The organism is Streptomyces himastatinicus ATCC 53653, assembly GCF_000158915.1.
GTDB classification, from domain to species: domain Bacteria; phylum Actinomycetota; class Actinomycetes; order Streptomycetales; family Streptomycetaceae; genus Streptomyces; species Streptomyces himastatinicus.
Window position 1 is genome coordinate 9,736,689 of record NZ_GG657754.1, and the last position, 10,671, is coordinate 9,747,359.

The 10,671-nt window shown below is 73.1% G+C and carries 7 protein-coding genes; 6 read left to right on the forward strand and 1 reads right to left on the reverse strand.

Annotated features, from left to right (window positions below; translation table 11 throughout):
- Positions 1-1,240: FAD/NAD(P)-binding protein (locus SSOG_RS41130; RefSeq protein WP_009720239.1), on the reverse strand; the 1,240-nt coding region annotated here is incomplete at its 3' end.
- A gap of 508 nt (positions 1,241-1,748) precedes the next feature.
- On the opposite strand from SSOG_RS41130, the gene SSOG_RS41135 reads away from it, so the two are divergent.
- From SSOG_RS41135 to SSOG_RS41165, 6 genes are all read left to right on the forward strand, one after another.
- A complete protein-coding gene (locus SSOG_RS41135; RefSeq protein ID WP_050800158.1) occupies positions 1,749-4,040 on the forward strand; it encodes a HelD family protein in 2,292 nt (763 codons plus the stop codon).
- A gap of 513 nt (positions 4,041-4,553) precedes the next feature.
- Complete coding sequence (locus SSOG_RS41140) at positions 4,554-5,315, forward strand: GNAT family N-acetyltransferase (RefSeq protein WP_039939979.1); 762 nt, start codon at positions 4,554-4,556, stop codon at positions 5,313-5,315.
- 422 nt (positions 5,316-5,737) lie between these two features.
- Positions 5,738-6,532 carry a CAP domain-containing protein gene (locus SSOG_RS41145; protein ID WP_009720242.1) on the forward strand — a complete coding sequence of 265 codons (795 nt, stop codon included), beginning with the start codon at positions 5,738-5,740 and terminating at the stop codon, positions 6,530-6,532.
- A 96-nt stretch (positions 6,533-6,628) separates the two neighbouring features.
- Positions 6,629-8,344 carry a phospholipid carrier-dependent glycosyltransferase gene (locus SSOG_RS41150; RefSeq protein ID WP_009720243.1) on the forward strand — a complete coding sequence of 572 codons (1,716 nt, stop codon included), beginning with the start codon at positions 6,629-6,631 and terminating at the stop codon, positions 8,342-8,344.
- 137 nt (positions 8,345-8,481) lie between these two features.
- On the forward strand, positions 8,482-9,537 hold the full coding sequence (locus SSOG_RS47830; protein WP_009720244.1) for a hypothetical protein: 1,056 nt from the start codon (positions 8,482-8,484) through the stop codon (positions 9,535-9,537).
- Positions 9,534-10,658, forward strand: a complete 1,125-nt coding sequence (locus SSOG_RS41165; protein ID WP_063631622.1) for a S8 family peptidase — start codon at positions 9,534-9,536, stop codon at positions 10,656-10,658. Before SSOG_RS47830 ends, SSOG_RS41165 begins: the two co-directional genes overlap by 4 nt.
- Positions 10,659-10,671 lie beyond the last annotated feature (13 nt).

Here is a 10,671-nt window from a genome sequence, read left to right on the forward strand (position 1 = left end):
GGGCGAGGTGGTCGAGCAGCCAGGCCCGGTACTCCGCCCGGTCGGCGAACTCGCGCCCGGCGCAGGGCTGTTGGAGTCGCTCCCAGTCCCAGCGGTCGCCGGGCGCGATGCCGTGCGCGTCCAGGAGCGCGGCCCGCTCCCGGTGCGACGCGGTCAGGAAGCGGTCGGTGAACGGCCCGGGGTCGGCGCCGCGGGAGACCAGCAGCGTGGCGTAGTAGACGCTCTCCACCTCCGCCGCGATCAGCGGCCACACATCGGCGCGGAAGCGCACCCGCTCGCCCGCCGCGGCGCGGCGGCGCAGCCCGGCGATGGCCCCGGGGGTGAGCAGCCGCGGAACGTGGCGCCCTGAGGCGCCCTTCTGGTTCTCCCCGCGCGCGTGGTACGGCACCCCGCGGCGCGAGCTGGCGAACATCCTCGGCTCGCGCCCCGAGGGCCGGTACACCAGGCGGTCCCCGACACGGTCGAACACCCCGCCGCGGCCGGTGGTGAACAGCGCCATGTGGTCGAAGAAGGTGAGGCCGAGCCCGCGCAGCAGCACCGGCTCCCCGGCCCCGACGAAGCCGGTGTCCACATCGGCCGGGTTGGCCGGGGTGAGATAGCTGAGGTGGTGGATGCGGGCCAGGCTGGCGGTGCGCTCCTCGCGCGGGGTGAGGTGGGCGGGGAGGTGGCCCAGGGCCAGGACCACGGCGTCCAGTTGGTGGATCCTGGTGCCGTCCGCCAGCCGGATGCCCTGCGGCCCGCCCGGTACCCCGCTGGTGTCGGCCATCGCCACCGCGCGCGAGCGGTGCACCCTGAGGGCGATGTGCTCCGGGGCGCGCGCCGCCACCCGCTGGAAGCTGTCCAGCAGATAGCGGCCGTAGAAGGCGCGGGTGGGGTACGAGTCGGGGCCGAGCGCCCGGGCCTCGGCGAGCGTGGGCGTGTCGTACTCGCCGGGCTCGCCGAACCGGGCGAGGCTCCGCGCCCACTCGTACAGGCTCGGGCCCGGCTCGATCGGGCCCTCGATGCGCACGCTGTCGTCGGTGTACACGGTGATCTGGGACGCCACGGTGTTGGTGAGCAGATGGCGGGACTGGCCGGGGCGCCACACCGTGCCCGCGCCGGGCGCCGCCGGGTCGACGACGTGCACGGTGATGGTCTCGTACGACCGTGTCGCGCGCTCGTTGGCGCACAGCCGCTCCACCACACACAGCCCCCGGGGGCCGGCGCCGACGACGCACACCTCCAGATGGCGGCCGCTCATCGTCGCGCTCCCTCGCCGCCGAATTCACCTGATCCGTGTGCCATGTGGTCGTGCGGTTCCGTGGCGGGCATCGCGGACAACATCTCGATCCTCGCTCTCGCTTCGGCTCCGAGCGGGTGCCTCGGTCGGGTGCTCTCCCGCGCGAGCAGCGTAATCGGGGAGGTGGGTTTCCGGCGTGCCGCTGGAATGTCCCCAGTTGCCCGGCCGCCGCGTTCCGGTGGCGGGTGTGGAGATCGCCGGGCGGTGTGATGTCCGCAAGGCGCTGGCAGGCGCCGTGCGCGGTGTGGTGGAGCGATGGACGCGGCGGCGTGGGCGGGCGGGGTCGCCCGGCGGCGACCCAGTTGCCCACCGGGGCCCCTGATCCGGCTGAACCGGGAATGCGCGCGGTAGCGCATTAACGTGGGGAAGGGGGAAAAGAAAAAACCCCGGCTGGCTTGAGTCCGGGGAGTTCTGCTGCGTATATTGGGGATTTGTGTGCCTGAACACAATCCAGGCACATTGAAACTCGATGAAGTCATCATATCCAGCGGGAGTTGAATTGTCAAACGCGGAATGGCGCCAGGAACAGGAATTCATCGACCTGCTCCATGCGCGTCTCGCCGAGCTGCGGGCCGGGGCCGAGGAGGCGGTGAGTGACGCCCTGTCGATGGAGGGGCGGAACTTCCAGGCGCGGCTGGAGCGCGATGTGCTGGTGGCCGAGCGGTCCGGGCTGCTCGCCGCGTTCGACGCGGGGGAGCGGGGGCTGTGCTTCGGGCGGCTCAAGTTCCGTGACGGCCGCGACCACCACATCGGGCGCATCGGCATCCGGCGCGACGACGCGGAACGCACCCCGCTGGTCATCGACTGGCGGGCCGATGTGGCGCGACCGTTCTACCTGGCGACCGGGCACACCCCGATGGGGCTGCGGCGCCGGCGCCACATCACCACCGAGCGCGGGCAGGTCACCGCCCTGCACGACGAGATCCTGGACCTGGCCGACACCGTACGGACCGGGCACGAGAACACCGACGCGGACGCCGTGCTGCTCGCCGCGCTCGACTCGGCCCGTACCGGCCGGATGCACGACATCGTGCAGACCATCCAGGCCGAACAGGACCGGATCATCCGCGCCCCGCACCACGGCGTCCTCGTCGTCGAGGGCGGCCCCGGCACCGGGAAGACCGTGGTCGCGCTGCACCGCGCCGCCTATCTGCTGTACGCGCAGCGCGAGCTGCTGGCCCGCCGCGCGGTGCTGGTCCTGGGGCCCAACCCGGCGTTCCTCGGCTACATCGGCGAGGTGCTGCCCGCGCTCGGCGAGACCGGTGTGCTGCTCGCCACGCTCGGCGAGCTGTACCCCGGGGTGACGGCCACCGGCACCGACACCCCGGAGGCCGCCGAGGCCAAGGGCCGCGCCACCATGGCGGACGCCCTGGCCCGCTTCGTACGGGACCGGCAGGTGCTGCCCGACCCGGCGATCGTGATCGACCACGACGACGGTGACCTGGTCCTGGACGCGGACATCGCGAGCGACGCGCTGTGGCGGGCACGCGAGACCGGGCTGCCGCACAACCTGGCCCGCCCGCACTTCGCGTTCAAGGTCATCGACGGGCTGACCGCCCAGCTGACGGACCGGATCGGCGCGGACCCGTACGGCGGCCCGAACCTCCTCGGCACCGACGACATCGCCCAGCTCGGCAAGGCGATCGCGACCAGCCCCGAGGTGCACGCCGCCATCGACGAGCTGTGGCCCGCACTCACCCCGGAGCGGCTGGTCGCGGACTTCCTCACCGACCCCGTCCACGTCTCGGACGCCGACGCCGCCGCGATCCGCCGCACCGGCGGCGAGTGGACCCCGGCGGACGTACCGCTGCTGGACGAGGCCGCCGAACTGCTCGGCGAGGACGACTCCGCGGCCCGCGCCGCCGCCGAGGGGGCGCGGCTGGAGCGCATCGAGTACGCACAGGGTGTGCTCGACCTCTCCTACGGCTCCCGCACCCAGGAGTTCGAGGACCGCGACGACGACGAGTCGGAGGTGCTGGCCGCCCACAACCTCATCGACGCCGAGCGCCTCGCGGACCGCAACGAGGAGGCCGACCACCGCAGCGCCGCCGAACGCGCCGCCGCCGACCGCACCTGGGCCTTCGGCCACATCATCGTGGACGAGGCCCAGGAGCTGTCCCCGATGGCGTGGCGGCTGCTGATGCGCCGGTCCCCGACCCGTTCCATGACGCTCGTCGGCGACCCCGCGCAGACCGCGGAGCCGGGCGGCTGCGGCTCCTGGTCCTCGATCCTCGCCCCGTACGTCGAGGACCGCTGGGAACACACCCGGCTCGGCGTCAACTACCGCACCCCGGCCGAGATCATGGCGGTCGCGGCGGAGGTGGCCCGGACCGCGGACCCCGCCTTCGAACCGCCGAGTTCGGTCCGCGCCACCGGCGTACGCCCCTGGGCGCGGCACACCGCCGACCTGCCGGGCGCGGTGGCCGACGCGGTGGCGCGGGAGTCGGGTACGGAGGGCCGCATCGCGGTGATCGCCCAGCGCGGCCACCACGACGCCCTCGCGGCCGCGCTTCCGGACGCGTCCGCAGGCCGGTCGCCGGACCTGACCAGCCCGGTGGTGCTGCTGGACCCGCGGCAGGCCAAGGGGCTGGAGTTCGACACGGTGATCGTGGCCGAGCCGGTGGAGTTCGGGACGAGCGACCTGTACGTGGCGCTGACCCGGGCGACCCAGCGGCTGGGCGTCGTGCACACCGGGGCGCTGCCGGGTGCCCTCGCCGGGCTGGGCGAGCAGCAGGTTGCGGCCGTTGCGCCGGAGCGGTGAGCCGGACCCGGCGGTGCGGTGAGCCGCGCCGCCACCGCCGTACGCCGTGGGTGGCAGCCGCCGCCCCCGCCGGCCGGCCCCGCTCCGGCAGGCGGCCGCGCGGGACGGGTGCGGGCTGGGCGGCTCCGCTCGCCGGAGTGCGGGCGGCCGGACGCAGCTGTCGCGGCCATCACATCCGCACCCGGGGGCCCGGCGAGCTGGTGCCCGACGCGTACGGCGCGGATCGCCCGCCGTCCACGGGCCGTTGACTCGCCCCGCACCGGGGGACGCTCGGCGTCGGCGTTCTGAACGGCGGGGGACACCTCCGCGGCGGCCGGACGAACCCCTGGTGGGGGGCCTTCGCCGATTTGCCCCGGGCCCGGGACCGTATGCGACAGTGGACCGCCCGCTCGGCCGGGCGCGCCCGCGCGCGCAGCCGCCGACGGGCTCCCCATACCTCAGCAGGACAGTCTCCGGTCGCGCCCGCGCGTGTCCGGGCTGTCGCCGTCCCTCCCTACGTCCTTCCTGAGAGCGATGCTGGCAACGACTCTTCCTCCCCGGACCACGGACCTGTTCGAACAGGGCCTGGAGTTGCGACCCGGTTCCGCGCTGCTGCGGTTCGGCGCCGCCCGGCAACGCCCGGCCGACCGGTTCAGCTGGTCGGGCGATGGCGCCGCGGCGTGGCTCGACGACGTCCGCGGCCATGTGTGGACCGTCGGCGGCCCGGAGCCCGCCGCCGGGCTGGTGCTGCGCGCCGCGCAGCGCCGTCCGGAGAAGGTGCGGGAGTTCACCGGGCCGCGTGGCACCGAGACCCTGGTCGCCCGCCATCTGCCGGTGAACGACGTCGTCGAGTGGGTGTTCCGCTGGACGCTGGAGGAACCGCCCGTGCAGCGGGGCGAGGAGCGCGTGGTCGTCCTGGACGAAAGCCACCACGGTGAGCTGCTCGACTTCCTCGGCGAACACAGCCCCGCCTACTCGACCGGTCCCGGCTCCGCGGACGTCAGCCTGTGGTGCGGGATCCGCGGCGACGACGGCCGACTCGTGGCCTGCGGCGCCATGAGCAGCCTGCGGGACAGCGGGGCGCCGCTGATGGCGTCCGTGGCGACGGACGCCGCCCAGCGCGGCCAGGGTCTGGGCGCGGCGCTGACGTCGTGGCTGACCCGGTACGCGGTGCGCCGCCACGGTTTCTGCACCCTGTGGCAGCTCGCCGACAACACTCCCGCCGAGCGGCTCTACACCCGTCTCGGCTACCGCAACGAGGACCCCTGCGTGGCCGCGCGGATCTCCTCGAACTGACGGATCTCCTCGAGCCGATCATGGCGAACCCATGACAACAGTCACACCTGCCCCAGGAACGAACGGGGCGCAATAGTAGATACCCGCTCGGCGAAATCGGAGACTTTTCGGCCCTTGCCGACATGTCGTATCCGGGTTCGCCGCGGGTCCGGTGTCCCGCCCGGTCACAAGGCCACCAGGCGTTCTGACGGCGGGACACCGTCACATCTCCTTCACCGGACCTCCTCAGCACACCTCGGTGTTCCTTCGCAAGCGACGCCCCGCACTACGACCCTCGGTAGTAGCGAACGTTTGTTGCATTGCTTTCGGCGCGGACCTAAGAATGACGGCCCACAAGCGCCTCGGCAGTTCTGGCATCGCTCCGCCCAGAGTCGGCCGTACACGGGGGAGGGCGTGCCGCGACTACCGAGTGAGGGCCACGCATGAGCAAGCACCGGACCACCAAGACGCACCACCGGAAGATAGCCGTCGTCGCCGTCGCGGCGGCCGCCGTGGGTGTGCCGTCCGTAGCGATGGCGTGTCTGGACGGGCCGGACGACAAGGGCACTCAGGCGCGTGGTGTCGAGGCCCGCGCGACCGCGGAGCAGGAGCAGGGCCAGGGGCAGCGGTGGCACGAGAAGAAGAGCCACCACCGGGACGCGGAGAAGACGGCGTCGCCGACGAAACGGGCGAAGGAGACGGAGCGGGCGTCGCGGTCGGCCTCCGCCACGCCGAGAACCCGCACGACCTCCGCCCCTGCCACGACCCTCTCCGACACCGCTCCGGCGGCGGCGAAGTCCAAGGCCCCGGCCACCACCGCGCCCGCCACCAAGGCCGCCTCCCCGTCGACCGCGGCGGCGTCCAGCGCCGAGGCCCAGGTCGTGGAGCTCGTCAACGACGAGCGCGCCAAGGTGGGTTGCTCGGCGGTGAAGGTGAACGCGAAGCTCACCGAGGCGGCCGAGGCCCACAGCAAGGACATGGCGGAGCACAGCAACATGTCGCACACCGGGTCCGACGGGTCGCAGCCGGGCGACCGGATCGAGCGCGCGGGCTACTCCTGGAGCACCTACGGCGAGAACGTCGCCTACGGCTACAGCTCGGCCAAGAGCGTGATGGAGGGCTGGATGAACAGCTCCGGTCACAAGGCCAACATCCTGAACTGCGACTTCAAGGAGATCGGCGTCGGCCTCTCCGGGTCCGGCAACTACTGGACGCAGGACTTCGGCACCGCCCGCTAACCCGGGCGGCCACGCTCACGCCACGCTTTTTGCGGTTCGCGCCGAGTTCGCGTTCCTGAGCCCGTTCGCGGATGCGCACCATTATGGTCGGGTTCCATGCACGTGGCAGGTGTCCTCGACAGGGTGACCCGGGCGGCCGTGGGTCCGGTGGCGCGGGCCGGGGAGTTACGGCTCGGTGGCCCGCGGCGGCCGCGTCGCCGGATGGCCGTGGCCGTCGCCGTCGTGGTGGCCGTGCTGCTCGCGCAGATGGCCGTCGCGATGGTGACCGCGGCCGTGGAGCAGACGCCGACCATCGACGAGCCGGTGTACGTGGGGACGGCGAAGACGTACCTCCAGGAACACAGCCTGCGGTTCAACCCCGAACACCCGCCGCTGGGCAAGCTCGTCATCGCCACCGGACTGCTGTGCGTCCACGCCCGCCTCGCCCCCGGTTTCACCGGGGACCAGGGGGCGCTGGGGCGGCGTCTGCTGTACGAGTCGGGCAACGACCCCTGGCAGCTGATGCTGTGGGCGCGGCTGCCGGTGATCGTGCTGACGCTGCTGTTCGGGCTGGTCGTCTTCGCGTTCGCAACGGAGCTGGCCGGGCCCGTGGGCGGAGTGGCGGCGCTCGCCCTGTACGCGTTCTCACCCGATGTCATCGCGCACGGTTCGCTCGCCACGCTCGACGTACCGATGGCCGGTTTCCTGCTGACCTCGGTGTGGCTGCTGTGGCGGGCGCGCCGCCGCCCCATGCCCCATCTGCCGCTCGCCGGGGCGGCGCTCGGCGCGTCCGTGGCCACCAAGATGAGCGCGCTGCCCGCGGTTCCGGTGCTGATGCTCCTGGCGGTGCTGTCGTACGCGTACGCCCGCCGGACACCCGGCAGCGGCCTGCTCCGGGCGCCGCGGGTCCTGGCGCTGGGCGTGGCGGGCGCGGTGGGCATGGCGCTGGTCGCGCTGGCCGTGGTGTGGGTCGCGTATCTCGCCGTCGACCCGCGGTTGCGCTGGACCACGCCCGGCCAGGTGCCCGCCGTCCACGGGCTGCGGGGGCTCGCGGTCGACCTGCTGCCGGTCCCCGAGCCGTTCCGCGACGGGATGCGCATCCAGTTCGGGTTCGAGAACCAGCCGTGGCGCGGCTTCCTGTTGGGCCACCGGTACCACGGCTCGCTCTGGTACTACCTGCCCGCCGCGCTGCTGGTGAAGACGCCGCTCGGCATGCTCGCGCTGTGGGCCGTCGGCGCCGTCGCGATGGTGGCGGTGCCCCGGATGCGGCCAGCGGCGCCGTACGTCCTGCTGCCCGCGGCCGTGCTGCTGGCCGTGGCCATGAACGGAGCCCGCGACCTCGGTGTGCGGTACGCGCTCTTCCTGCCCATGTTCCTGGCGGTCGCCGCGGCCGGGGTGGTCACGCTCCGGTGGCGCGGGGCCCTCGGTGTGACGGCGGCATTGGTGGTGTGCGTGGCGGTCAGCTCGCTGCGGACCTACCCGTACTACCTGCCGTACGCCAATGAGGCGTTCGGCGGCCCGGCCAGGACTCATCTGCATCTGCACGACTCCAACGTCGACTGGGGCCAGGACCTGGGGCGGCTGGCCGACCGGCTCCGGGAGCGCTACCGGCACGAGCGGGTGTGGCTGGTCTACAAGGGCAGCGGTGTGCCGTCCGCGTACGGCATCCACGCCCCCGACCCGCGCCGGGTGCCCCCGGGCCGGGTGCACGGGCTGCTCGTCGTCTCCGACTCCTCGGTCGCCTGGGCGCGGGGGCGGCTGGCGGCGCTGATCGAGCACAGCCGCCCGGTCGACGAGGTCGGCCACTCCCTCACCGTCTACCGCCGTACCTGATCCGGGGCCGGTTACTGCGCGTCCAGGCTTGATCTGTAGGGTCACCTCTGCACGTGCGGGGGCGTGTGCCGTAGGAGGTTGGTCTCCTCTGTCGTTCTGCGCCCGCTCATCGGCCGCCGACACCGAGGAGGGGCGCCATGTCGTACCCGAGACCACCTGAAGGCCCTGGCAACGCCGGGCCCTACGGATACCCACCCCAGCAGGGCCAGGCGCCCATGCCGCCCCCACCGCCCATGCCACCGTCCCCGCCGCCCGGCCCCCCGCAGGGCTGGCAGGGGCAACCGGCGTACGGCGGCCAGGGATCCCAGGGCGCTCCGTACGGCGGGCAGGGTCAGCCGCCGTACGCCGGGCAGGGGCAGCCATACGCCGGGCAGGGGCACCAGGGCGCTCCGTACGGCGCCGGGCCCACCCCGCAACCGCCGCCGCCCGCGCAGCCGCAGAAGAGCACCGGGCGCACCTGCCTCAGCGCCTTCCTCGGCATCACCGGCGCCCTCGCGATGCTGGGCGGTGGCGCGCTGACCGCGCACGCCTACTCGAACGCCGGCCAGGACATCCCCAACCGCACCGCGTACGGCGCGTCGATGTGGCGCAACGAGCCCGCGGACAAGCTCTTCCCGGACTTCGTCGCGCCCCGGCAGGGCACCGGCGAGGCCCGGACGCCCGACCGCAAGCGCGCCCAGTGGCACCGCATCGGGATATCCGAGAAGACCGGTTGTGACGACGGGCTGAGCGGAGCCACCGCGGCCCAGGCGGAGAAGCTCGGCTGCAAGGCCGTCCTGCGCGCCACCTACGTGGACCCGACGGGCAACACGGTCGCGACCGTGGCGCTGATCGTCCTGCCGGAGAGCGACTCCGACACGTCGGAGATGGGCACGTTCTTCGACGCCGAGAAGGAGAAGGACAACCCGGGGCCTGGAGTGAAGGCGTACGCCGTCCCCGGCACCATCGCGGCCAAGTGGAGCGACGCGGGATCCAACGGCTCGGCGGGGCAGCCGGTCAGTGGCCTCCCGTACGCCCTGGTGGCCTCCGCCGGTGCGGTCGACGGCCGTAAGGCGGGCGAACTGCCGGGCGAGTGGGGCAAGTACAGCATCGACGCCAAGCAGGACCGGGCCCCGTGGCGAGGTGCCGCCGACGGCCTCGTCGACGCCTTGCAGGTCCACTACTTCGACCTGCTGACGGAGGGGATCTCATGAGCGTCCGGCGACACACCACCGCGCGCCTCGCCACGGCTCTGACGGCGACCGTCCTCAGCTCGGCGCTGGGCGTGGCGGCCGCGCCGCCCGCGGCCGCCGCCAACCCCACCCCCACCAGCTGGGAGGCGAAGGCGCTCGGCCTGGCGTCGGCGCAGAGCACCGCGCAGGGCGAGGGCGTCAAGGTCGCGGTCCTGGACAGCGGCGTGATGACCAACCACGTGGCGCTGAACGGCAAGGTGACCACCGGCCCCGACTTCCTCAAGGACGGTCTCCAGCCCGGCGATCCGCGTTGGGGCGAACACGGCACCGCGATGGCCTCGGACGTCCTGAAGGTGGCCCCGAAGGCGAGCATCCTGTCGGTCCGGGTGATCGACGACAAGGAGGACCACGGCCCCGGGGACTTCAAGGGCGGAGCCAGCCCGACCAGCCAGGGCATCGACTACGCGGTCGACCACGGCGCCGATGTGATCTCCATGTCGCTCGGTGGCGAGATGTTCGGCGACAGCGTCGACGAGGACGAGGTCGACGCCCTGGCCCGGGCGGCCCAGAAGGGCATTCCGGTCATCGCCTCGGCGGGCAACGAGGGCGACATGTTCAACGACGCCTCGTACCCGGCGGGCTACCCGGGCGTGATCGCGGTGGCCGCCACCCAGCAGAACGGCAGCCGCGCCGAGTTCTCCACGGTACGGACGTACAACTCGGTGGCCGCCCCCGGCGTGGCCATCATGAGCGCGAAGAACACGGGTGGCTACGCGCCGGTCAACGGCACCTCGCCCGCGGCGGCGCTCACCTCGGGCGTGGTGGCCCTGATGCTGTCGCACAACGACAAGCTGACCCCGGCCCAGGTCCGCGCCCTGCTGACGAAGACGGCGAACCATCCGGCCGAGGGGCGCAACGCGCTGGTCGGGTACGGGCAGATCGACGCCGCGGCCGCCGTCCGGGCCTCCGCGAAGCCGCCCGCCGACGGGACGCGCCCGGTGAAGTACTCGGGCAAGGAGCATCTGGCCACTCCGGACGGGACGCCGAAGACCCAGCATCCGCCCCTGGAGACGGAACTTGGTGACGATTCGGCCTCGGCGCGGCGGGCGTCGGGCTGCTCATGGTCATCGGCGCGGTGCTGATCACCCGCGCGGG